Raw genomic sequence first — 22,673 nt, 5'->3', positions numbered from 1 at the left:
CCGGGCCGCCCAGGAGCGGGCTCCCCTACAGCCGCTGGATGATCGTGCCCGTCGCCAGCCCGCCGCCCGCGCACATCGTGATCAGCGCGAACTCCTTGTCCTGGCGCTCCAGCTCATGCAGGGCCGTGGTGATGAGCCGCGCGCCGGTCGCGCCGACGGGGTGGCCGAGGGCGATGGCCCCGCCGTTCACGTTGACCTTCGCCAGGTCCTGCTCGAAGACCTGCGCCCAGCTGAGCACGACGGACGCGAACGCCTCGTTGATCTCGACGAGGTCGATGTCCTTGAGCGACATGCCCGACTTGCCGAGCACGGCGCGCGTGGCGTCGATCGGCCCGTCCAGGTGGAAGTGCGGGTCGGCGCCGACGAGAGCCTGGGCGACGATCCGGGCGCGCGGTTTGAGCTTCAGGGCGCGCGCCATCCGCTTGGACGCCCACATGATCGCCGAGGCGCCGTCGGATATCTGCGAGGAGTTGCCCGCGGTGTGCACGGCGGTCGGCATGACCGGCTTGAGCCCGCCGAGGCCCTCCATGGTCGTGTCGCGCAGGCCCTCGTCCCGGTCCACGAGCCGCCACATGCCCTGCCCGGCGGCCTGCTCGTCCTCGTTCGTGGGCACCTGCACGGCGAACGTCTCGCGCTTGAAGCGCTCCTCGGCCCACGCGGTCGCGGCGCGTTCCTGGGAGATGAGCCCCAGCGAGTCGACGTTCTCGCGGGTCAGTCCGCGGTGGCGCGCGATGCGCTCGGCGGCCTCGAACTGGTTGGGCAGGTCGACGTTCCACTCCTCGGGGAACGGCTTGCCGGGACCGTGCTTGGAGCCGGAGCCGAGCGGCACCCGCGACATCGCCTCGACCCCGCAGCTGATGCCGATGTCGATGACACCGGCGGCGATCATGTTGGCGGTCATGTGCGAGGCCTGCTGCGAGGAGCCGCACTGGCAGTCGACGGTCGTGGCCGCCGTCTCGTAGGGCAGGCCCATGGTGAGCCAGGCCGTGCGTGCCGGATTCATGGACTGTTCGCCCGCGTGGGTCACCGTGCCGCCCACGATCTGCTCGACGCAGTCAGCGTGGATGCCGGTCCTGCCGAGCAGTTCCCGGTACGTCTCGCCGAGGAGATACGCGGGATGAAGATTGGCGAGCGCGCCTCCGCGCTTGCCGATCGGGGTACGTACGGCTTCGACGATGACGGGTTCCGCGGCCATGAGCTGTCGTCCTCTCCACACATTCCCGGACCGAACCAGAAGACGTAAGAACTAGAACGCGTACCAGTTCTCCGTGCAGTCTCGACGGTGCTACTCCCGGTACGCAAGGGTCGTGCACGTAACCGCGCGCGCAATCGGGCGTACCACGGGTCTTGCCACTTGTAGAACCCGTTACTACGGTGCCGACAAGCTGACGCCCCGTCAGACCGTCACCGGGAGTTGCCCATGCCGTGCCCAGCGCTGCCCGAAGGGTTCGACTTCACCGACCCCGACCTCCTCCAACACCGTGTCCCCTTCCCCGAGTTCGCCCAGCTGCGGCAGACGGAACCGGTCCGGTGGATAGCCCAGCCGACCGGCATCTCCGGCTTCGGCGACTCGGGCTACTGGGCCGTGACCCGGCACGCGGACGTCAAGTACGTCTCCACGCGCCCCGAGCTGTTCTCCTCGAACCTCAACACGGCCGTCATCCGCTTCAACGAGTCGATCAGCCGCGACCAGATCGAGGTCCAGAAGCTGATCATGCTCAACATGGACCCGCCGGAGCACACCCGGGTGAGGCAGATCGTCCAGCGCGGCTTCACTCCCCGCGCCATCCGCTCGCTCGAGGACGCCCTGCGCACCCGTGCGGGCTCCATCGTCGAGACGGCGCTCGCGAACGCCGCGCCCGACGGCTCCTTCGACTTCGTCACGAACGTCGCCGTCGAACTCCCGCTCCAGGCCATCGCCGAGCTGATCGGTGTCCCCCAGGACGACCGCACCAAGATCTTCGACTGGTCCAACAAGATGGCCGCGTACGACGACCCGGAGTACGCGATCACCGAGGAGGTCGGCGCCGAGGCCGCCATGGAGATCGTCAGCTACGCCATGAACCTGGCCGCCGCCCGCAAGGAGTGCCCGGCCAAGGACATCGTGAGCCAGCTGGTGGCGGCGGAGGACGAGGGGAACCTCTCCTCGGACGAGTTCGGCTTCTTCGTGATCCTGCTCGCGGTGGCCGGAAACGAGACGACGCGCAACGCCATCACGCACGGCATGCACGCCTTCCTCACCAACCCGGACCAGTGGGAGCTGTTCAAGCGGGAGCGCCCGGAGTCGACGGCGGAGGAGATCGTCCGCTGGGCGACCCCCGTGGTCTCCTTCCAGCGCACCGCGACCCAGGACACGGAGCTCGGCGGCGCGCAGATCAAGAAGGGCGACCGGGTCGGCATCTTCTACTCGTCGGCCAACCACGACCCCGAGGTCTTCGACCGCCCCGATACGTTCGACATCACCCGCGACCCGAACCCGCACCTCGGATTCGGCGGCGGAGGCCCGCACTTCTGCCTCGGCAAGTCGCTGGCCACGCTCGAGATCAACCTCATCTTCAACGCCGTGGCCGACGCCATGCCGGACCTCCGCCTGACCGGCGACCCGCGCAGGCTCCGCTCTGCCTGGCTCAACGGCGTCAAGGAACTTCAGGTCAGCACCGGCTGACCGCGGGCGGCCGCACGCCGGCCCAGGGAGGCAGGGGCCATCCCCCTACGCCACGCTCCTGCCTCCCTGCCTCCCTGCCTCCCTGCGGCACAAGCACTGCGCCGCGCTACGCGCCCGGTTCCGGGCACTCCGACGGCGAGGGACTGGGCGACGGGGACGGTGAAGGGGACTCGTCCGGGTCGGGCGACGGGGACGGGGACGTCGTGTCCGTGGGGCAGTCCGTCGGCGGGGTGCTGCCAGGGTCCGAGGGGGTGCCAGGGTCCTGCGACGGCGGGGGGTCGCTCGGGTCCGGTGACTGCGTGGGCGGATCCGACGGGTCACCGCTCGGGTCCGGGCCGGGGCTGGGGTCGGGGCTGCCGCCGTCCGAGGGGCCGGAGGGGGTCGGATCGGGCCCGATGACGATCCCGCCGCCCCCGCCCTTGCCGGGGCCTTTGCCGCCGCCGACCGGGCTGGTCGCCGGGGTGTCGCCGCCCGCGCCGGGGCTCCTCGGGATCACACCCTTGCCGTCGGGCACGGTGTGCACGCCCTCGCGGTAGAACTCCATCCAGTACAGGACCAGTTGGAGATAGTCGCGTGAGTAGTTGTAACTGAGGACGGCGCGTTCGAGGCCGGCCGTACGGCTCACGTCACGGCTTCCGGCGCACAGGTAGTGGCCCGCCGCCAGGGCGGCGTCGAAGATGTTGTTGGGGTTCTTGTCCCCGTCGCCGTTGCCGTCGGCGCCCCAGCGCCGCCACGTCCCCGGCAGGAACTGCATCGGGCCGACCGCCCGGTCGTAGACCGTGTCACCGTCCCACGCCCCGCCGTCCGAGTCCCGGATCAGGGCGAACCCCTGGCCGTTGAGGGCGGGTCCGGTGATACGGCCCAGGGTCGTGCCGTGCGCGTCGACGGCGCCGCCGCGGGCCTGGCCCGACTCGACCTTGCCGATGGCGGCGAGCAGCTCCCAGGGCAGTCGGCAGCCCGCGTCGGTACGGGCGATCGCCGACTCGGCCCTGCGATAGGCGGCCAGGACGGTGGCCGGGATGCCGGACTGGGCGCGGATCTGGGCGGGCGGGTAGACGCGCGCGGGCGCGTCCGGGCTGTTCAGGGGCGGCAGTTCGGTGTGGTACGAGTCGTCGCCCTGCGAGTTCACGTAGGGCAGCGGAGCCTCGGCCGACGCGGGGCGCTCAGCGCTGTCGCCGCCTTTCCCGCCGCCCAACTCCTCGACGATTCCGGGTGCTTGGGACGCCGTGAGCAGGGCCACCGCGGCCGCGGCGACGGCGGTGCCGCGCAGTCCGCGGCGGGTGCGGGCGTCGCGGGGGCGCAGGCGGGCGAGGAGGTGCGGTCCGCGTTTCACGGGGTTCACGGGGTTCACGGGTCGGACTCCTTGTCTCACGTGGTGGCGGGCGCGTCCTCAGCGGCCTGGCGGTCTAGCTGCCGAAGGTGTCGATGGCCGAGACCAACCAGCGGCCGTCCCGGAGCACGAGGTCGACTGCGAGCATCGCGCCCGCGTAGCTCGCGGCGTCCTTCGCCTTCGCGGCGGTACTCGTACTGCTCTGGTCGGCGAAGACGAGGACGCGGGCACGGTTGCCGTCAATGCGCTCGACGGCGCTGTCCGTGACGGTGGTGGTCACGACCGTCTTCTGCTTCTTCGCCTGCGCGAGCACGGGGGCGAGCAGCCTGCGGTGCTGTTCGACGGCCTTGCCGGTGAGGAGGGTGGCGACGGCCTTCTCCTCGGCGCCCGGGTTGGCGTGGTCGTACGAGAACAGGGCGTTCACCGCTTCGGACGCCTGCCCCTTGACCTCGCTGGTGCGGGCCGGGTCGGTGAGCGCGGTGTTGCGGCTCGCCTCGTCGTCCCGCAGCCCGCGCGCCTCGGCGTACGCCCAGCCGGCGAAGCCACCGAGGAGGAGGGTGAGGGCGCACAGGACGAGGAGCAGGGGGGCGGGGCGACGAGAGGGGTGATCGGTGGTGGTGCGCTTGGGGCGGGGGCGGCTCGGGGAGTCCGCCGCCGTGGCCTTCGGGCGGGGGCGCGGCGAGGGGTCTACGGCCGCGTTCTTGGGGCGGGGGCGGGGCCGGACGAGCGGGATCACGTTCTTCGGGGCGGGGGGCGCCTTCGGGACGACGGTGGCCGTGGTGGTCGCATCGGCGTCGGACCGCACGGGCGTCGACGCCGGGGAGGCGGACCGGTCCCGTTCCGGCCGGGACGGCTTCGTCGCCAGGCGGCGCTGGCGGTTGAGGTGGTGGCGCGTGGTCGACATCTGGTGGGCCTCTCCCCTGGTCAGTCCGTCGTCGCGGTGTCGCCGACCGGCGCCTGGCCGAGGGCGCTGAGCTTCCAGTGGCCGCCGGTCCGGATGAGTTCGCCGAGCATGCGGCTGTCCTTGTCGGTCGCCTTCTGGCCCGAGGCCCGGACGGTGACGCGCAGGGCGATCATCACGCGGGCGCGGCCCGCCCGTTGGTCGAGCTCTGTCACCGCCCCGGACAGCACCTTGGCCGTGCTGACGGTCTTCGCGGTCCTCACCTGTGCTGCGAACTCGTCGCGGCCCTTGACCAGTTGGCTGTGCAGGTCGCCGGTGGTCGAGGACTCCCACAGGTCGAGTCCGATGCCGACGCGGCGATGGTCCAGCGTGTTGAGGTTCTGCACGGCCTGCTCGCCCGCTTCCAGGACGTCGTCGCGGGAGGCGGCGTAAGCGGCGGAGTCGTCGTGCGCCGCCCCGTACCAGGACCAGCCGGCCCAAGCGGCGACACCACCCGCGACAAGGGCGAGGGCGAGCGCCGAGACGAGCAGGGGCTGGGTGAACCGGGTCATGCGCGGTCCCTTCTTCGGGTCGGGGGCGTTGGCTCAACGGGCCTTGATGTCGACGATCAGCCATACGTCGCCCCGCAGCCGGGCGGTCACGGAGAGCTGGGCCGCGGACGTCGTGGGCTTGCCCCGGCCGCGCCGGGCGGTCTGGTCGAGGAAGATGAGCAGATGCGCGGTGTCCCCGCGCAGGCTGACGGTGCCGATCCGTACGGCCTGCGTGGTGAGGGTGACGCGTTGGGCGCGGACGTTGTCCTTGACCTGGGCGAAGAGCTGCTCGTACTGGTGCGCGGCGCGGCCCGAAAGCACTTCTCGCGCGGAGCGCTCGGTGGCGTCGGTGCCGCCGGGCGCGTACGAGAAGACCTTGGCGAGCGCGCTGCCGACGTCCCCGCCGACCCGAGTGGTCGCCTCGGCGTCGGTGAGCGCGCGGTTGGCCGCGGCGGGCGTGCTCCTCAACTCGTGGGCCTGGTAGAGGAGTACGCCGCCGACGAGGGCGAGCAGGACAGAGGCGACGGTGGTGCCGAGGAGGAACCGACGGCGGGGCCGGACGGCGGGCTGCTGGGCGTCGGTACCGGTCTCCACATCGGCGTCGATATTGGTTCCCGCAGCGGCGTCGGACCTGGTCTCCGCGTCGCCATTGGTCCCCGCAGCGGCGTCGGGCGCCGGGGCCGGATCGAGGTCCGTCGCCGCAAGCCCGCTCTCAGCCTTGAACTCCGGTTCGGTCCCAGGCAGTTCGTCCTCCTCGGACCCTACCCGCACCACGCGTCCGATCCCGTCCCACATCATCCGGACACCTCCGTCACCGGTACCGCGTTCAGCGCCTTCACGCGCCAGGTGCCGTCTGAGGAGCGCGCGAGGAGCGCCTCCAGGCGTTTGCGGTCCGCCGACGGGGACTTGGCGTTCTTCGGCGTGGTCTCCACCCGGACCGTGGCGATGAGCTTCGCGGTGCCCGCGCGGTCGTCGAGCGCCGTGATCGCCGCGTCCGTGACCACACCCCGCGAGGACGCCCCGGCAGCCGGTGCCAGACGGCCGAGCTGCGTACGGAGCGGGCCCGTCGTGACCGTCTTCCAGGTGGTGATGCCCGAGCGGGCACGCGTCTTCGTCGACGCGTCCAGGGTCGTCAGCGTCACCACGGCCGCGCGCCCGTCGGCCAGGGCCGCGTCGCGCGAGCGGGCGTATGCGAGGTCGTCGTCGCCCCGTGCCTGCGCGTACGACCAGGCGCCCGTCCCGCACAGCGCGAGGGCCGTGACGAGTCCCACCCCCGCGAGGATTCGTCGCGGGCCGCGCCCCCACGCCCTCACGCGCCGCTCCCGGGAGTGAGGGCGAGCAGGTCCGCCATGCCGGGTGACGTGCGGTCCGCTGCGTCGTCCACCGAGGGCAGGGACAGCGCCCCGGGCCGGGCCGGCTTCGGGACGCCTCCGCCGTCCGGCGCGTTCGCCGAGCCGCGTACGCCGATCCCGCTCGACGGGGGTGACGTGCAGCGCGCGCCCTTGTTGAGCGTCGGCGCCGCGCTCAGGTCCGTGCCGAGACGGTAGCGCGTACCGGAGTAACCGGCCGTGCAGGGCAGGGGTTTGAAGAAGGTGACCGCCATGCCGAGGTTGACCTTCTTTCCGTCGACGGCCGATGCGCCCGCCGCGACGGCCGCGGGCAGCTTCACGAGGAGTTCCTCGGTGCCGTGCTGCCGGGTGACGGCGACCTCCGAGGTGGTGAGGAGGTTGGCCAGGACGACACCGATGTCCGGGTCCAGGTCACGTAGGAGTGCGCTGAGCTGGGTGGCGGCTTCCGGCGCGGCCATGATGAGGCGGCGCAGGTCGGCGTCGGAGCCCTTGAGCGTGGCCGCGAGGTCCTTCGCGCCGGACGCGAAGTCCCGTATGGCCCGGCCCTCTTCGGCCTGGGTGCGCAGCACGACCTCGCCGTCGGCCATCAGTTTCGTGGTCTGCGGCAGGGCGCGGTCGGCGGCCTGGACGAAGTCGGAGCCGTTGTCCATGAGGATCTGGAGGTCGTCGCCGCGTCCTTCGAAGGCCTTGCCGAACTCGTCGACGACGGTGCGCAGCGAGTCGAGCGGCACAGATGTCGTCAGGTCGTCCACGCTCGACAGGACGTCCGTCACCGGACGCGGCACGCTCGTCGCGACCGGGGCGATCCGGGCCCCGTCCGCGAGATAGGGGCCGTCCGTACGGCCGGGGCGCAGGTCGATGTACTGCTCGCCGACGGCCGACAGACTCGCCACGACCGCCTTGGCGTCGTCGGGGATGCGGGGCGCGGACTTCTTGATGCGCAGTTCGGCCTGCACCCCGTCGGGAGTGAGCCCGATCGGTCCGACCCTGCCCACCGACACGCCCCGATAGGTGACGTCGGAATGTGTGAACAGACCTCCGGTGCGCGGCAGTTGTACCTTCACCGTGTAGTAGTCGGCGGCTCCGACGTAGCCGCCCAGATCTGCGTATCGAATGCCGAGGTAGCCGAGGACGAGGACGGCGACGACGAGGAACGCGAGGTTCTTGAGGCGGACCGCGAGGGTGATCACCGGCCACCACCCCCCGGCGTCACGGAGGGCAGCGGCAGCGGCGGCTTCCGCGAGGAGGCGGCGGACTGCGCTGTCGTCGAGCGGGACGGGGACGGGCCAGGGTCGTCCCCGGTCAACGGTGGGATCAGCTGGGTGCCCGGCACAGCCGTCACGTCCAGATACGCGTTGAGGTAGTCGCCCTTGACGCCGCGCAGCACCTCGTCCGTGAACGGATAGGTGAGCAGGACCTGGAGGGAGTCCGGCAGGTCCTTGCCGGCGTCGGCCAGCGCCTTGAGGGTGGGCGCGATGGCCTTGAGGTCGGCGACCATGTCGGCCTGGCCCGCGTCGATGGTGTCGACGGCGACTCCCTTGAGGCGGTCGAGGGAGCGCAGCATGGTCACCAGCGACCCCCGTTGCTTCTTGAGGGTCTTGAGCCCGGGTGAGAGCTTCGTCAGCACGGTCCCGACATCCTCCTTGCGGTGCGCGAGTGTCGCCGACAGCTGGTTGACGCCGTCGAGCGCCGCGGTGATGTCGCCGCGGTGGTCGTCGAGGTTCGTGACAAGGGTGTTGACGCGGCGCAGCGTCGAGCGGACTTCCGGTTCCCGTCCGCCGAGCGCCGAGTTGAGCTCGGTGGTGATCGTCTTGAGCTGGTTGACGCCGCCGCCGTTGAGGAGCAGCGACAGGGCGCCGAAGACCTCCTCGACCTCGGTGTTGCGGCCGGTGCGTGACAGGGGGATGCGGTCGCCGGCGCGCAGGGACCCGGTGCCGTTCCTCGGCGCGACGAGCTGCACGTACTTCTCGCCGAGCAGGCTGGACTGCTCCAGGCGGGCACTGGTGCCGGCGGGCAGCTCGACGTCGCCGTTGATGCGCAGGGTGACGCGCGCGGCCCAACTGCCGTCGCCTGCCAGGCGGATGTCGGTGACGCGCCCCACGGCGACGTCGTTCACCTTGACCGCGGACCGCGGGACGAGGCTGAGCACGTCCTTCATGTCGGCGGTGATCGTGTAGGGATGGGGTCCGAGGTCGGCGCCGCCGGGCAGCGGCAGGTCCTCGATGCCGCCGAAGGACGGGGTGGGGACGGGTATCACGCCGAGGGTCAGGCAGAAGGCGACCACGACCGACAGGGCGCAGCCGATCCCGGCGCCGGTGGCCGCCTTCCGGCGACGGACGGCGGTCACCGGTCACCCCCTGCGACGGGCAGCGGCAGCAGGGGCCCGCCCATGCTCAGCTCGTTCAGGTTCGCGCGCCCGTCCAGGGTGCGGGTGCGCGGGTTGTACGCGTTCACCACGTTCCCGGCGGCCAGTGGCGCGACGTCGAGGGCCTCGGCGAGCGACGCGCGCTGGTCGACGAGCGTCTGGGTGATCGGCACGAGCCGCTCGACGTTCTTCTTCAGCTCGCCCCGGTTGTCCTTGATGAACGCCTTCACCTGGCCGAGTGCCTTGCCGAGTTCCTTGAGCGCGGCGGCGAGGTCGTCCTTGTTGTCGGCGAAGTAGTTCGTGACGTCGTCGAGGTTCTCCTGTGCGGTGCGCACGCCGCCGTCCTTCTCCTTCAGCATCGTGGTGAACGTCTGGAGTTGGCTGAGCGTCGTGAACAGGTCGTCGCTGCTGCCGTTGAGCGTCTTGGCGGCCTTGCCGAACTGTTCGATGCTGTCGCCCATCGCCGCCCCGTTGCCCTTGAGGTTCTTGGCACCGGTGTCGAGCAGTCCGGAAAGGGCGCCCTGGGCGTTCGCGCCGCCGGGGCCGAGCGCCTTGCCCAGCTCGGTGACGCTGTCGTAGAGCTGGTCGATCTCGACGGGGGTGCGGTTGCGGGACGCGGGCAGCTTCGCGCCGTCGCGCAGCGCGGGGCCCGTGGTGTAGGCGGGCGTGAGCTGCACGTACCGGTCGGCGACGACGCTGGGCGCGACCGCCACGGCCCGCGCCCCGGCCGGCACCTTCACCCCGTCGTCGATGTCGAGCGTGACCCGCACCTGGGTGCCCTCGGGGTCCACGGAGGCGACCCGTCCGACGCGTACCCCCAGGATCCGCAGGTCGGAGCCGGCGTAGATGCCGACGGCCCGCTCGAAGTAGGCGGTGATCCGGGTGCCGCCCGGCCCCGTGGCCCGTACGCCGACGATCCCGGCGGCCAGGAGCACGGCGAGCGCCAGTGTCCCGACGAGCAGTCTGCGGCGCGTACTCATCACTGGCCACCACCCTTGACGTCGTACTTTCCGTTCTTCGGCGGCATGCAGGAGGTCGCCGGCAGGGAGTCCTCGGGCAGGTAGTTGCGTGGCACGACGCCGCACAGATAGCTGTCGAACCAGCGGCCGTCGCCGAGGGTGTTGCCGATGAGCCGGTAGTAGGGGCCGACGAGGGCGAGGGTCTTGTCGAGCTTGCCCTGGTTCTTCGCCAGGACGTCTGTCACCCGGCCGAGGGCCTTCAGGGTCGGTCCGAGTTGTTTCTCGTTGTCGGTGACGAGTCCGCCGAGTTCCTTGCCGAGTGCCGAGCTGCCGCTGAGCAGCGCCTTGATGGCGGCCCGCCGTTTGCGCAGCTCGCCGAGCAGGGAGCCGCCGTCGTCGATGAGCGTCTCGAAGCTGGACTTCTTCGTCTTGAGCGATTTCGTCAACTTCTTGCTGCCCGCGAGGAGTTCGGCGAGCTGCGTGTCCCTCGACGACACGGTCCTGGACAGTGCGGACAGGCCCTTGACCGCCGCCCGCACATCGGGCGGCGAGTCCTTGAACGTGTCGGAGATCGTCTCGAAGCTCGCGGCGAGCTGCTTCGTGTCGATCTCGTCGATGGTGCCGCTGAGGTCCTGAAATGCCTGGGTGACGTCGTACGGGGATGTGGTGCGGGAGAGCGGGATGCGGGAGCGCGGGTCCTGGCGGGCCGAGCCGACCGGGTCGAGGGCGACGTACTTCTCGCCGAGCAGGGTTTTGATGGCGATGGCGGCCGTGGTGCGGTCGCCGATCCAGGTGGCCCTGTCCTGGACGTCGAAGGTGACCTTCACCTTGTTCCCGTCGAGGGCGACGCCGGTGACCTCTCCGACCTTGACCCCCGCGATGCGCACCTCGTCGCCGTCGCCGAGGCCGGCGGCCTCGCTGAAGTCGGCGGAGTAGGCGGTGCCGCCGCCGACGACGGGCAGGCTGCTCGCGTTGAACGCGGCGAGCGTGAGGAGGGCGAGCGCGAGGAGTCCGACCACGGCCACAGCCACGGGGTTGCGCTCCTGGATCGGTTTCACCGAGGGCCACCTGCCCTTCACTGGCATCCGCATCACTGGCACCTCGCAGCGGTGACGGCGATGCCGGTGGGCGGCTTCGATCCGTCGGACATGGTCACGCCGCCGACCCTGGCCTCGCAGAGGTACAGGTTGAACCAGGAGCCGTACGACGACAGGCGCGACAGGGCGGTCAGCTTGGCGGGAGTCTTGTCGAGGAAGTTCTCGATCTGCGGAATGCCGTCCCCGAGCGAGGTGGAGAGGCGTCCCAGCTGGTGGATGTCGCCCTTCAGCGGCGCCCGCGCGTCCTTCAGGAACCCGGCGGTGACGGTCGTCAGGTCCCCCATCGCCTCGATGGCGTGGCCGAGCGGTTTGCGGTCGTCGTTGAAGCCGGAGACGAGCTCCTGGAGGGTGGTGACGAGGTCGTCGAATTGGTCCTCGCGGTCGTTGATCGTGGTCAGGACGTCGGTGAGGTTCCCGACGACCTCGCCGATCACCTTGTCCTTGGCGGCGACGGTCGACGACAGCGAGCCGACGTGCTCGATGAGGCTGTTGACGGTGCCGCCCTCGCCCTGGAGCACCTTCACGATGGACCCGGCGAGCTCGTTCACGTCTTTCGGGGACAGGCCCTCGAACAGCGGCTTGAACCCGTTGAACAGGAGCGTGAGGTCGAGGGCGGGAGTGGTGCGGGCGAGCGGGATCGTGCCGTCGGGGCCGAGGTCGCCGGACGCGGCCCCGGTGCCGCGGCCCAGGGCGATGTAACGCTGGCCGACCATGTTGAGGTACTTCACGGCGGCGGTCGTGGTACGCGGCAGGGGCCGGCCCTTCTCGACGGTGAAGGTGACCTGGGCGGTGCGCCGGTCGACGACGCGGACGTCCGTCACCTCCCCGACCTTCACCCCGGAGATCCGTACGCCGTCCCCGTCGATGAGGCCGGTGACATCGGTGAACAGGGCCTTGTAGGTGACGGTGTCGGTGCCGACGCCCGTGTTGGCGATGGAGAAGCCGAGCACGGTGGTGGCCAGGGCGGTGACGACGACGAAGACGAGCGACTTGACCAGCGGCCCGGCGAGGGACCGCCGCTTCATGTGCGCGAACTCCCCTGGTGTTCCGCTCATTTGAGCTTCACCTCCGTCCCCCGGTACACGGGCCCGGCGAGCAGGCTCGACCAGTCGGGCAGGTCGTCGGGCGAGGTCTTGGCGCCCGGTGCGATGAGCTCGTTCACCAGGTCGTTCTCCTGCGGCGAGTTGGCGGGCCCCAGGTCCTGCTCCGCGGACGCGGTGGCGGTGACGGGCGCCTTGGCGGTCGCGGCGCCGAGATACGGCACCGGGTAGCAGTGCGGACCGCCGCCGGAGGTGTAGGCGGGGGTGTCCCGCCCGGCGACGTACTCGCCGCGCGAGGGAACGGTGGTGACGTCCACATGGATGCCGTGCTGGTCCGTGCCCTTGCCGAGGACCCTGTCCATGCGCGGCACGAAGTCGGCGAGGGTGCGCAGGGTGCACGGGAAGGACGGCGCGTACTCGGCGAGCAGCTGGAGTGTGGGACGGGAGGCGGCGGAGAGCCGGATGATGTTGTGCTGGTTGGCACGCAGGAAGGCGTCGAGGTCCTCGGCGGTCCGGGTCGTGGCCCCGTACGTGCCGGCGAGTTCGCTCTCCTTCTCGGCGATCGTGCCGCTGGTGGTGGTGAAGTCGGTGAGCGCGTCGATGATGCCGGGCGCGGCATCGGCGTACACGTGGGAGACCTTTACGAGCTGCTTCAGATCCTCGTTCAAGGTGGGCAGGTTCGGGTTGAACTTGCGCAGATGCGCGTCGAGTTGAACAAGCGTGTCGCCGATGCGGTCGCCTCGCCCCTGCAGCGCCTGGGAGACTGCGGAGAGGGTTGCGGACAGCTTCTGCGGCTGTACGGCGGTGAGCATCGGCAGGACGTGGTCGAGCACCTGCTGCAGCTCGATGGCGTTGGCGGACCGGTCCTGCGGAATGACGGCCCCGGCCGGCAGCATCCGGGTGCTGGGGCTCGAGGGCGGTACGAGGGCGACGTACCGCTCGCCGAACAGCGTGGTCGGCAGCATCTGGGCGCGGACGTCGTCGGGGACGTGATCCAGGGCGCCGGGTTCGAGCGCGAGGGTGAGGCGGGCGCCGTCGGCGGTGGCATCGATCCCGCGGACCTCGCCGAGTACGACGCCCCGCAACTTGACCTCGGCGCCGAGATGCATCTCGTTGCCCACGTTCCCGGTCTCGACGACGACCTGGTCGGAGTTGGTGAAGTCCTTGTTGTAGACGGCGACGGCGAGCCAGATGAGCAGCGCGGGCACGATCAGGAAGACGACACCCGCGAGTCTGCGGCGCAGGGTCCTCATGTCAGCCCGCCACCTTCACCGTCGTGGTCGCGCCCCACAGGGCGAGCGACAGGAAGAAGTCGGTGACGGAGATCAGGACGATGGCGTTGCGCACGGACCGTCCCACGGCGACGCCGACACCGGCGGGCCCGCCACTGGCGCGGAAGCCGTAGTAGCAGTGGGCGACGATGACCATGACGCTGAAGATCAGCACTTTCAGGACGGACAGCAGGACGTCCGTCGGCGAGAGGAAGAGATTGAAGTAGTGGTCGTACGTGCCCTGCGACTGGCCGTTGAAGACGACCGTGACCAGGCGCGAGGCGAAGTAGGAGGAGAGCAGCCCGACGGCGTAGAGCGGCACGATGGCGACGACCCCGGCGATGATGCGGGTGGTGACTAGATACGGCAGGGACCGCACGCCCATCCCTTCGAGCGCGTCGACCTCCTCGTTGATCCGCATGGCCCCGAGCTGCGCCGTGAACCCTGCGCCGACGGTCGCCGACAGTGCGAGACCGGCCACGAGTGGGGCGATTTCGCGGGTGTTGAAGTACGCGGACACGAACCCGGTGAACGCGGCGGTACCGATCTGGTCCAGGGCGGCGTAGCCCTGGAGTCCGACGACGGTGCCCGTGGCGGCGGTCATCGCGATCATCACGCCGATGGTGCCGCCGATGACGCCGAGCCCGCCGGACCCGAAGGCGACCTCGGCGAGCAGCCGCTGCACTTCCTTCGTGTAGCGGCGCAGGGTACGCGGGGCCCACGCCAACGCCCGTATATAGAAGATGAGTTGATCACCGGAGCGATCGAGCCATGCCAGTGGGGAAGCCATGGGGCGGCTCAGCCTCCCTTCGGCGGAACGATCTGGAGGTAGATCCCCGTCATCACCGTGTTCACGAAGAAGAGCAGGATGAAGGTGATGACGACGGACTGGTTGACGGCGTCCCCGACGCCCTTCGGCCCGCCGCGCGGGTTGAGCCCGCGGTAGGCGGCGACGATCCCGGCGATGAACCCGAAGATGAGGGCTTTCAGCTCGCTGATGTAGAGGTCGGGGAGCTGGGCGAGCGCGCTGAAGCTCTGCAGATACGCACCCGGGGTCCCGTGCTGCATGACCACGTTGAAGAAGTAGCCGCCGAGCGTGCCGACGACGGACACCATGCCGTTGAGGAGCAGCGCGACCGACATGGTGGCGAGCACGCGCGGCACGACGAGCCGCTGCACCGGCGAGACGCCCATGACGGTCATGGCGTCCAGTTCCTCGCGGATCTTGCGCGAGCCCAGGTCGGCGCAGATGGCGGAGCCGCCGGCCCCGGCGATGAGCAGCGCGACGATGAGCGGGCTGGCCTGCTGGATGACGGCCAGCACGCTGGCCCCGCCCGTGAAGGACTGCGCCCCCAACTGCTGGGTGAGTGACCCGACTTGGAGGGCGATGACCGCGCCGAACGGGATGGAGACGAGGGCGGCGGGCAGGATGGTGACACTGGCGATGAACCAGAACTGCTCGACGAATTCCCGGAACTGGAACGGCCGCCGGAACACGGCCCGCGCCACTTCGACCCCGAGGGCGAACAGCTTGCCGGTCTGTCTGAGCGGCCCGAGCAGCGGATTGGCCTGCGCCCCGTTGGCGCGCGGGGAACTGCGCGCCCGACCACGACGAGGCCGCACCCGGGACTCAGCCTTCTTCGGCAGACGAGTTCCCGTGCTCATACGGCACCCCCGGCCCGGGGCAGCACGGCAGTCGGCTCCAGCACTTCGTGGCCGTACGTGGCCCGGATCGCGTCCCGCGCCGACTCCGGCAAGGAGTCGAGCAGCCCGAGCACCCGCTCCCGGCGCCGCGCGACAGCACCTCGCGCCCCGAGTCCGGGAGACGGCTCAAGTTGCGGCACGATCTCACGCGGCGAAACGGTGGTCACACCCCCGTTCCGCTCGGCCTCAGCGGCCAGCGCCGCCGCGTCCTTCTCCTCCGACATCCCGATCGGCCCGGCCTTGCTGGCGGTGAGGAACTGCGCGACGACCGGTTCCTCACTGGTGAGGAGCACCTCGCGCGGCCCGAACGTCACGAGGTTGCGCCGGAAGAGCATCCCCATGTTGTCGGGCACGGTCGCGGCGATGTCGAGGTTATGGGTGACGATGAGCATGGTCGCGTCGGTCGTCGTGTTCAGGTCGATGAGCAACTGCGAGATGAAGGCGGTCCGTACGGGGTCGAGCCCGGAGTCGGGTTCGTCACAGAGGATGATCTGCGGATCGAGCACGAGGGCTCGCGCCAGCCCGGCCCGCTTCCGCATACCGCCGCTGATCTCCCCCGGCAGCTTCCCCTCCGAGCCCACCAACCCGACGGCGTCGATGCGCTCCATGACGATCCGCCGGATCTCCGACTCCTTCTTCTTCGTGTGCTCGCGCAGCGGGAAGGCGATGTTGTCGAAGAGGTTCATCGACCCGAACAGGGCGCCGTCCTGGAACATCAGCCCGAACAGCTTCCGGGCCTCCATCACATCCCGCTCGGGACTGCGCACCATGTCGACACCGTCGACCATCACCCGCCCCCGCTCGGGCTTGAGCAGCCCGATCAGGGACTTGAGGAAGACGGTCTTGCCGGTACCGGACGGCCCGAGCATCACGCTGATCTCGCCGGCGGGCAGGGTGAGGCTGACGTCCTGCCAGATGTTCTGCTTGCCGAAGGACTTGGTCAGGCCCTCGACCTTCACTTCGATTCCCATGTCACCTCCAGCAAGCACTCGTTGCTCATGTGCACCGGGAGGCGCACGCTAAGTCGGCCGATACCGCCGGGACAAGCAGTACGACAGCTGATTCCGCACCGCGGTGAGTAATTTGTCAGCGGGTGACAAATTCGCGGCACAGCCTTGTTTCCAAGTGAGCAGAACCTGTGGGGGAGGCCACACGGATTTGACGTTACGGCCGAGTAACCTGACCCGGCAATAGCGGTTCGCGAAGTTTCCACGGAACCTCGAACACCCCTATCGTTTTGGTCAGTTCCGTACGAATCGGGTCGGCTGTTTTGTTCGTGGGTTATGAAAAAGGCCAGGGGCGGGGTTACTTCACGGCCGCATGCCAGTACTGCGACAGCAGTGCTCCCTCGTTGGGTGCCACGCTCTTCGGGTCGGCGAACACCGCGACGTGCGTGGACGCGCTCTTCAGTACGACGTTGTTCCTGCCGGAGGCGGCAGGAATCCCGGACTTCAGGTTGACGGCGAAGTCGAGGGCGCCGAGCAGGCCGCAGCCGTTGGCACCGGGGACGGTGTACGTCGCGTCGCCCTGGTCGGCGTCGTCCGCGTTGATGCGCCCAAGAACACCCGTCGGGTTGGCCGTGCCGTCCGGGTCGAACCGGCCCTGGGAGACGGCCGGCGCGGTCACGTTCTGCGGGCGCAGCACGATCGGATCGGACGCGGAGCCGATGTAGCAGGAGTCGCCGAGGAACGGGTTGTCCAGCTTGATGCGGACCGGGAGCGTAATGATCGGCTTGCCCTGCTGGACGCCGTTGAGCAGCTGGAAGTCGGTCGGAGTGTTCACCGATTCGACGGTGGCGGTCACCCGGTTCAGGGTGTTGTCGGTCAGCTGCTTGCAGATGTCACTCACCAGCGGAATGTCGCTCGGGCACATCAACCCGAGCAGCCCGCCGGGCAGTTCGGCCGGGTCCGCGACGAGCGCGCCGCCCGGGGGCGAGACGACGGTGGAGGTGCCGCCGGGGTGCGTGACGACGCCGGCCTGGAGGTCGGTGCGGCCCGTCGGGACCTGGGAGTTGCCCAGCTTGATGGAGCCGCTCGCCGAGCTGGAGGCGATACAGATCGCCACGTCGGTCTGGCCGTCGGCGGCGAGCATGGCGGGGTTGTCGACGGGGCAGCGGGTGAACGGGGCCCAGGCGCCGCCCAGTTCGGTGGCGGCCGACGACGGCGCCACGGCGGCGAGCGTGGCCAGAGCTGTCACGGCGAGCACCGTCGCGGGTCTGCGGATACGCATGCTGAATTCCCTTCGCGAAGGTCGAAGGTGCGCGGGGAGAAGTAGTCGGGCTATCCGGACGTTACTGACGGGAAACCCTCTGCGGCAATGGGCTCGTTGACGGGAATTCAGCTACTCGCGCGTTTGTAGCGGGCTGAGCAATACACGGACCGAACTGCTCACCGAGTGAGCATTTTCGCGCCCGCCGCCCGAAGTCCTCATCCGGCGACAAGAAGCAGCGACCCGATTGAGCAACGGCCGACAAGAAACGCGGCGAATTCCCTCACCAGCGAGGAATCTCACGCCACTCCGTTGCGGGCCGCGGTTACTTGCTCGTAACGTCCCTTCCTAGGCGACGGACAGCCGCTCCCTCATATCGGCTGCGTCCGCACGGAGTTGAGCCGTAGCCCGCCCTGGCCCCCGCCGGGCGGCGCATTCCATCTCGTACGCCACCCATCCCTTGGAGGGATTCATCGTGCGCAGAATCGCCCGAAACACCGCTCTCGCCGTTGCCGCCGCAGGCGCGGCCCTCGGACTGTCCGTCACCCAGGCCTCGGCCGGGGCGCTGGCCACGTTCACCGTCTCCGGCGGCACCTCCTACACGGCCCACGCGGTCAACCCGACCCTGTCCGTGCCGGCCACCACGCTCACGTGTGACTCGTCGGACGCATCGGGCACCCTCAAGAACGGCAGTGGGCTCGACGGCGCCGGCATCGGAACCGTCGGCGACATCTCCTTCACCAACTGCAACGTGGGCGGCATCGGCTTCGACGTGACGCCCGGCGCGCTGCCGTGGTCGATCAATCTCGACAGCATGAACGGCACCGACGAGGCCGACGGCACCATCTCCGGGATCAAGGCCAGCATCAGCGGCATCGGCTGCTCCGCGTCGTTCTCCGGCAGCGTGACGGGCCACTACACGAACAGCACCCACACCCTGCACGTCACCGGTGGCGGCACCCTCGCGGCGGACCCCGGCGCCAGCTGCCTCGGCCTGATCAACGCGGGTGACCCCGCGGACTTCGTCGGCGACTACGTCCTGGACCAGACCCCGGTCGTCTCCTCGCCGTGACGCCCTGAGCTCGCCCCCATGCAGCCCGCCGCCGGTCGGTCACCGGCGGCGGGCCCGGCCGCGTCCAGGGAACGGCACGCACCAGCGGAGGTCAGCAGATGAGAGTGCAAGGGCGGCAGGGCGGACGGTCACGTGTCGCGCGCACACTGCGGATGGCGCCGGTCGCCGCCGTGGTGCTCGCCGCGGGCCTGCTGTCAGGTCCTGGCTCGCAGGCGGACGAAGGTCAGCCGACCGTGGAGATCGCCTACGACTGCGCGGTCCCCGGCCACCCGTCCTCGAATGCGTCGGGGACGCCCGACAGCACGGACGCCACGCCCTCCGCGGGCACGACCCTGCGCGCGTCCGTCCGGATCGGCACCCAACTGCCGTCGTCCGCCGAGCCGGGCCGCCCGATCAGACCGGGTGACGTGACGGTGGAGACCGCCCTGCCGTTCGCCGGCCTGGCCTCCTTCCTCCCCCAGGGGACGGACGGCTTGGCCGGCGACGCGTCACTCGGCGTCCGGCTTCGCCAGGGCGCGGAGTCGGCCGACGCCACCTGGTCCGCGCTGACGGCCAGCGCCTCCACCCCACCGCCCACCGACACCCTGCGCCTCGGCCACACCGGCCCGGCCCCCACGGTCACCGTGAGCGAACCGGGCGACATCGACCTCTACGCCACCGAACTCTCCCTGAGACTGACCCCGTTGACGAAGGGGGTACCCAGCACCGAAGCCGCGTTTGCGCTCGACTGCGCCCCCGCCGAGAAGGACCCGGCGCGCACCCGCCTCGCCCACATCAGCGTGCCGGACGGCACGGGCCCGACCGGCACCCCCTCGGCCGGCGCCCCCGACGGCACCGGCGCGCCACGCGAGGGCCTCACCGTCACCCCGCAGGACAGCGGCACCACAGGCGCGGACACCTGCCCGCCACCGCCGCCCACCGGAGTAGCGGATCTCAGCCAGCTGCCGGAGCCCCTGCCCGGAACGGTGCTCGGCCCCTTGCTGCCCCACCCGGGCGTTCCCGCGTGCGCGTACGCGGTGGGCCTGAGCACCGTACGGAAACAGAACAGCTCCATGATCATCAACGACCCGGCCAAGGAACCGGGCCTGATGAACATTCGCGCGGCCATGCAGACGCAGTTCAGGACGTCCGGGCCGTTCTACACCCGGATCGACAGTCTGGGCGAACTCGACCTGCCCGACGCCGAATCGACCTTCCTCTCCTTCGGCTTCACACCCGTCACCGCCAAGGTCTCCTTCAAGAACGAGCCGATCACCATCTCCACCGGCACCATCGGCACCTCCCCCAACGCGATGCCGTTCGCCGTCGCGACGTTCTTCCAGTCGCTGCGCGTCCACGACGTGAAGATCAACGGCACACCCCTGGACGTCGGCCCCAACTGCCACACGGAGCGCTACCGGGCTACGCTGCGCGGCGACTTCACCTCGACGACCGGCCGTTACATCAACGTCCTCTCGGGCGGCATGCTCAAAGGAACGGTCGACATCCCGGCGTTCACCGGCTGCGGAGCGAACGGTGAGAATCTCGACCGCCTGTTCACGGCCGGGATCAGCGGCCCCGGCAACGGCATCATCATGAACCAGGCCCCGACCTGTATCCCGGGCCCTCCGCGTGCCCAGTGCCCGCCCGTCATCCCGCCCCTGCCCGGAGGCAAGACCTCCTGAGAACGTTCGCTTCCGGACAACCCTCTGCCAAGTGGTGTACGTCACACGTAAGTTGCTCTAGCTTCAGGAGTTCCCAAAGGTATGCACCTGACGGCCACCGCAAGGGCCACATGGGCCACACCATGGGCCCGTGCGGTACCCGTCCCCCACCGGGCGCCCGTACACCGAGGACCGTGCCATGCCCCAGCACGTACAACCACCTGACGTGAACGAGCCGTTGGGCCCGCTGCCCAGGGAGTTCGCCGCCATCATGCGGCCCGAACTCCCCGGTCTCATCAAAGAGATCAGAGTCGAGGTGACCCGCGCCTACCCCGAGTACGCGCAACTCCTCAGCGGCCCGAACGCCGCCGCCGTCCGCCAAGGCGTGGATCTCGCACTCTCCGCCTTCGTGGACCGTGTCGCCGACCCCGGCGCCACCTCGGACCAGCGCGACGAACTCCTCCGTAAATTCGGTCGAGTCGAAGCCTATGAGGGTCGCGACCTGGAGACCCTGCAGGGCGCCTACCGGCTCGGCGCCCGCGTGGCACTGCGCCGCACCAAGACCATCGGCCGCCGCTACGACCTCTCCCCCGCCCTGCTCCTCGCCTTCGCCGACGCGCTCTTCGCGTACGTCGACGAGCTGGGAGCGCTCTCACGGGAGGGCTATCTGGAGGTGCAGGCGAGATCGGGCTCGGCGTTCGAGGTCGTGCGAAGACGGTTGCTGCATCTGCTGCTCGCCGGCACTCCCCTTCATCACGCCACCATCAACGAGCTGTGCGAGCAGGCCGGTTGGCCCCTCCCGGACGAGGTCACCCTCATCGCGCTGCGGGCTCCCGCTCCCGACCACATCCAGGCGGGCCTGGACCCCGACGTCCTCGCCGACCTCGGCATCCCGCAGCCCCACATGCTCATCCCGGGCCCGCTCACCGCAGAGCGCCGCGCCATGCTGGAGTCCGCCATCGGTACCGCCCCGCTCGCGATCGGCCTCACGTTACCGACCGCGCAGGCCTCGGACTCACTGCGCTGGGCACGCAGAGCGTTACAGCTCGTGGACGATGACATCGTTGCCGACGCCCAAGTCATCGACAGCGCGGACCACTTGGTGACGATGTGGCTGCTCTCCGACCCGGCCCTGACCGCGCAGATCGCGGCCCGCGAACTCGCCCCGCTGGCCCCCGTCTCCGGCAAGCGCCGCGCCCGCCTCGTGGAGACCCTGCACGCCTGGCTCACCACCCGCGGCACCGCGGACCAGGTGGGCGACGTCCTCGGCGTCCACGCCCAGACCATCCGCTACCGGCTGCGCAACCTGGAGGCCCATTTCGACACCCAACTGGCCGACCCGGAACGCCGGTTCGCCATGGAGGTGGCGCTGCGCGCGCAACATCTCCAGGGCGGCGGCGTGTCCGAACTGAACTGACTTCCCTACGAGTTCACACACCCGGCGACAAACAGGCGGAACGCCTCCGGCGTGAACGTGAGGCTCGGGCCCGCCGCGTTCTTGGAGTCCCGAACGGCGACAGCGGCGCAGGAGGTTCCGGCGACCTCCACGCAGTCGCCGCCCTGGTCACCGCTGTACGAGGACTTGACCCACGTGAGAGCCCCGAGCGGCACGCACTCCACGCACGAGCCGCCCTGGTCGCTGCTGTAGCTGGACTTACGCCACTGGATGCTCGCCATAACGCTCCTCCATCACCTGCCGGATCAGCTCGGCCGAGCCCGGGATGGACAGGGCGGCCGCCTGCAAGTGATCGTAACGGAGCGAACAGTCTTTGACGGTGGTCGGGTTGGCGGTCGGATGCCCTTGTCCGTAGCCCTCGGTGTAGACAATGGAGGGGTCGGTCGGGAAGCGGTACAGGTTGTACGAACCCTGCAACCCCGCGTGCACGCCCGCCGTGAACGGCAGCACCTGAACATTCACGAACGGATGCGTCTCGTAAGCCAACAGATACGCGAGTTGGCCCCGCATGACCTCCGGATCGTCCCCGATCTCCTGGTGCAGCGCGGCCTCGCCGAGGATCACCCACAGGACCGGCGGCTCGTCCTTCTCCAGGATCCGCTGCCGTGCCAGCCGGACCTCGGTACGGTCGTCCAGGTTCTCGCGGTCCATCACGCCGAGCACCGCCCGCGCGTAGGCCCGCGTCTGCAACAGCCCGTGCACCATGTGCGTCTGGAACGTACAGATCTCGTTGGCCCGCGCCTCCAACTCCGCAACTTGCTGGAACCACACCGGCAGTTGAGACCGCAGCACCAACCCGACGAGCCGCGACAGCAAACCATCCGCGCCCAGCGCCGCGTCGCACCGTTCGCTGAACTCCGGCGTCGGCAGCTTTCTCGCCGTCTCGATCTGGCCCACCAGGGACCCGGTGTAATTGACGATGCCCCCGAGCTGCTTCTGGGTCAGGCCGGCGGCCTCCCGGTGACGGCGCAGCTCAAAGCCGTAGTAGTCGAGCGGCGACGCGCTCGGGTCGAGGACGTTGATGTGGACCACGCACAGCCCCCTCAACTCGGCCCACGCGTGGGCCAGTTGTATCCGGTCGAT

At 69.9% G+C, this 22,673-nt stretch carries 22 protein-coding genes; 4 read left to right on the top strand and 18 right to left on the bottom strand.

What is annotated here, in order from left to right; genetic code table 11:
• Positions 1 to 25: 25 nt before the first annotated feature.
• Positions 26 to 1,195 (bottom strand): steroid 3-ketoacyl-CoA thiolase, encoded by a 1,170-nt coding sequence (locus tag OG574_RS31595; protein ID WP_100591989.1) that lies wholly within the window; start codon positions 1,193 to 1,195, stop codon positions 26 to 28.
• Between the two features lie 225 nt (positions 1,196 to 1,420).
• Between OG574_RS31595 and OG574_RS31590 the strand changes: the two genes are divergently transcribed.
• Positions 1,421 to 2,665 (top strand): cytochrome P450, encoded by a 1,245-nt coding sequence (locus OG574_RS31590; protein ID WP_326775977.1) that lies wholly within the window; start codon positions 1,421 to 1,423, stop codon positions 2,663 to 2,665.
• A 106-nt stretch (positions 2,666 to 2,771) separates the two neighbouring features.
• Here OG574_RS31590 and OG574_RS31585 read toward each other — a convergent pair whose 3' ends face one another.
• From OG574_RS31585 to OG574_RS31515, 15 genes are all read right to left on the bottom strand, one after another.
• Entirely contained in the window at positions 2,772 to 4,016 is a 1,245-nt protein-coding gene (locus OG574_RS31585; RefSeq protein WP_442816862.1) for a hypothetical protein, read from the bottom strand.
• 55 nt (positions 4,017 to 4,071) lie between these two features.
• Positions 4,072 to 4,899 (bottom strand): hypothetical protein, encoded by an 828-nt coding sequence (locus tag OG574_RS31580; protein WP_326775976.1) that lies wholly within the window; start codon positions 4,897 to 4,899, stop codon positions 4,072 to 4,074.
• A 20-nt stretch (positions 4,900 to 4,919) separates the two neighbouring features.
• Positions 4,920 to 5,447 (bottom strand): nuclear transport factor 2 family protein, encoded by a 528-nt coding sequence (locus OG574_RS31575; RefSeq protein ID WP_326775975.1) that lies wholly within the window; start codon positions 5,445 to 5,447, stop codon positions 4,920 to 4,922.
• A 33-nt stretch (positions 5,448 to 5,480) separates the two neighbouring features.
• Positions 5,481 to 6,224 (bottom strand): hypothetical protein, encoded by a 744-nt coding sequence (locus OG574_RS31570; protein WP_326775974.1) that lies wholly within the window; start codon positions 6,222 to 6,224, stop codon positions 5,481 to 5,483.
• Positions 6,221 to 6,697, bottom strand: a complete 477-nt coding sequence (locus OG574_RS31565; protein ID WP_326775973.1) for a hypothetical protein — start codon at positions 6,695 to 6,697, stop codon at positions 6,221 to 6,223. Before OG574_RS31565 ends, OG574_RS31570 begins: the two co-directional genes overlap by 4 nt.
• Before the next feature lie 38 nt (positions 6,698 to 6,735).
• Positions 6,736 to 7,965 carry an MlaD family protein gene (locus OG574_RS31560; protein ID WP_326775972.1) on the bottom strand — a complete coding sequence of 410 codons (1,230 nt, stop codon included), beginning with the start codon at positions 7,963 to 7,965 and terminating at the stop codon, positions 6,736 to 6,738.
• Positions 7,962 to 9,080 carry an MCE family protein gene (locus tag OG574_RS31555; RefSeq protein ID WP_442816940.1) on the bottom strand — a complete coding sequence of 373 codons (1,119 nt, stop codon included), beginning with the start codon at positions 9,078 to 9,080 and terminating at the stop codon, positions 7,962 to 7,964. The genes OG574_RS31560 and OG574_RS31555 overlap by 4 nt, the downstream gene beginning before the upstream one ends.
• A 38-nt stretch (positions 9,081 to 9,118) precedes the next feature.
• Positions 9,119 to 10,120 carry an MCE family protein gene (locus OG574_RS31550; RefSeq protein WP_326775970.1) on the bottom strand — a complete coding sequence of 334 codons (1,002 nt, stop codon included), beginning with the start codon at positions 10,118 to 10,120 and terminating at the stop codon, positions 9,119 to 9,121.
• On the bottom strand, positions 10,120 to 11,184 hold the full coding sequence (locus tag OG574_RS31545) for an MCE family protein (protein WP_326778691.1): 1,065 nt from the start codon (positions 11,182 to 11,184) through the stop codon (positions 10,120 to 10,122). The genes OG574_RS31550 and OG574_RS31545 overlap by 1 nt, the downstream gene beginning before the upstream one ends.
• A 5-nt stretch (positions 11,185 to 11,189) precedes the next feature.
• The gene (locus tag OG574_RS31540; RefSeq protein WP_326775969.1) at positions 11,190 to 12,251 is read right to left on the bottom strand and encodes an MCE family protein; all 1,062 of its coding nucleotides are present in this window, start codon (positions 12,249 to 12,251) and stop codon (positions 11,190 to 11,192) included.
• On the bottom strand, positions 12,248 to 13,489 hold the full coding sequence (locus OG574_RS31535) for an MCE family protein (protein ID WP_326775968.1): 1,242 nt from the start codon (positions 13,487 to 13,489) through the stop codon (positions 12,248 to 12,250). The genes OG574_RS31540 and OG574_RS31535 overlap by 4 nt, the downstream gene beginning before the upstream one ends.
• A 1-nt stretch (position 13,490) precedes the next feature.
• Positions 13,491 to 14,297, bottom strand: a complete 807-nt coding sequence (locus OG574_RS31530; RefSeq protein ID WP_326775967.1) for an MlaE family ABC transporter permease — start codon at positions 14,295 to 14,297, stop codon at positions 13,491 to 13,493.
• Between the two features lie 8 nt (positions 14,298 to 14,305).
• Complete coding sequence (locus OG574_RS31525; protein ID WP_326775966.1) at positions 14,306 to 15,172, bottom strand: MlaE family ABC transporter permease; 867 nt, start codon at positions 15,170 to 15,172, stop codon at positions 14,306 to 14,308.
• Positions 15,169 to 16,182 carry an ABC transporter ATP-binding protein gene (locus OG574_RS31520; RefSeq protein WP_326775965.1) on the bottom strand — a complete coding sequence of 338 codons (1,014 nt, stop codon included), beginning with the start codon at positions 16,180 to 16,182 and terminating at the stop codon, positions 15,169 to 15,171. The genes OG574_RS31525 and OG574_RS31520 overlap by 4 nt, the downstream gene beginning before the upstream one ends.
• 334 nt (positions 16,183 to 16,516) lie before the next feature.
• Complete coding sequence (locus OG574_RS31515; RefSeq protein WP_326775964.1) at positions 16,517 to 17,440, bottom strand: hypothetical protein; 924 nt, start codon at positions 17,438 to 17,440, stop codon at positions 16,517 to 16,519.
• Between the two features lie 454 nt (positions 17,441 to 17,894).
• Here OG574_RS31515 and OG574_RS31510 point away from each other — a divergent pair, with 454 nt between their 5' ends.
• From OG574_RS31510 to OG574_RS31500, 3 genes are all read left to right on the top strand, one after another.
• Positions 17,895 to 18,491 (top strand): hypothetical protein, encoded by a 597-nt coding sequence (locus OG574_RS31510; protein ID WP_326775963.1) that lies wholly within the window; start codon positions 17,895 to 17,897, stop codon positions 18,489 to 18,491.
• 98 nt (positions 18,492 to 18,589) lie between these two features.
• Positions 18,590 to 20,155, top strand: a complete 1,566-nt coding sequence (locus OG574_RS31505) for a DUF6801 domain-containing protein (protein ID WP_326775962.1) — start codon at positions 18,590 to 18,592, stop codon at positions 20,153 to 20,155.
• A gap of 178 nt (positions 20,156 to 20,333) precedes the next feature.
• Positions 20,334 to 21,551: a helix-turn-helix domain-containing protein gene (locus tag OG574_RS31500; RefSeq protein ID WP_326778690.1), complete on the top strand. Its 1,218-nt coding sequence runs from the start codon at positions 20,334 to 20,336 to the stop codon at positions 21,549 to 21,551.
• Positions 21,552 to 21,556: 5 nt separating this feature from the next.
• On the opposite strand, the gene OG574_RS31495 is transcribed toward OG574_RS31500, so the two are convergent.
• Positions 21,557 to 21,811, bottom strand: coding sequence for a DUF397 domain-containing protein (locus OG574_RS31495; protein WP_326775961.1), 255 nt, complete (start codon positions 21,809 to 21,811; stop codon positions 21,557 to 21,559).
• Complete coding sequence (locus tag OG574_RS31490) at positions 21,789 to 22,622, bottom strand: helix-turn-helix domain-containing protein (RefSeq protein ID WP_326775960.1); 834 nt, start codon at positions 22,620 to 22,622, stop codon at positions 21,789 to 21,791. Before OG574_RS31490 ends, OG574_RS31495 begins: the two co-directional genes overlap by 23 nt.
• Between the last annotated feature and the right edge of the window lie 51 nt (positions 22,623 to 22,673).

This window comes from Streptomyces sp. NBC_01445 (genome assembly GCF_035918235.1).
In the GTDB taxonomy this organism is placed as follows: Bacteria; Actinomycetota; Actinomycetes; order Streptomycetales; family Streptomycetaceae; genus Streptomyces.
The sequence above is the reverse complement of the archived record's forward strand: the minus strand, read 5'-3'. Positions and strand labels throughout refer to the sequence as shown.